The sequence below is a fragment of the Alkalihalophilus lindianensis genome, assembly GCF_032843265.1.
GTDB lineage: Bacteria > Bacillota > Bacilli > Bacillales > Bacillaceae_D > Alkalihalophilus > Alkalihalophilus lindianensis.
This window is the reverse complement of the sequence record NZ_JAWJBA010000182.1, coordinates 1-292: the sequence shown is the minus strand read 5'-3', so window position 1 is coordinate 292 and position 292 is coordinate 1. Positions and strand designations below refer to the sequence as shown.

General features: G+C 33.9%; 1 pseudogene. It reads left to right on the top strand.

Annotated features, from left to right (window positions below):
- A pseudogene (locus RYX56_RS21840) lies at positions 1–105 on the top strand (DNA gyrase inhibitor); the annotation flags it as partial.
- Between the last annotated feature and the right edge of the window lie 187 nt (positions 106–292).

The window sequence follows — 292 nt, the reverse complement described above, 5'->3', positions numbered from 1 at the left end:
AGTAATGGATATCAAATAGATAACAAGCCGATTTTGGAAAGATACACGGGTGATATGATTACTAGCGGTTATTGCGAACTATGCGTACCAGTAATACTGGTATAGTTAGGGTAGATTCAATGTTGTATTCTAGGATATAATAAAAAAGAACAAGCAGTTATCAGTACCGATTATTGCTTGTTCTTTTTTCATTTCTGCTTCGTAAGTTTATAAAGGAAAAAATAAGACTCCTTAACGCGGCAGCTGAATCTCAGAATCATTTTGCTACACCTTATTATCTGTTGAACACTAA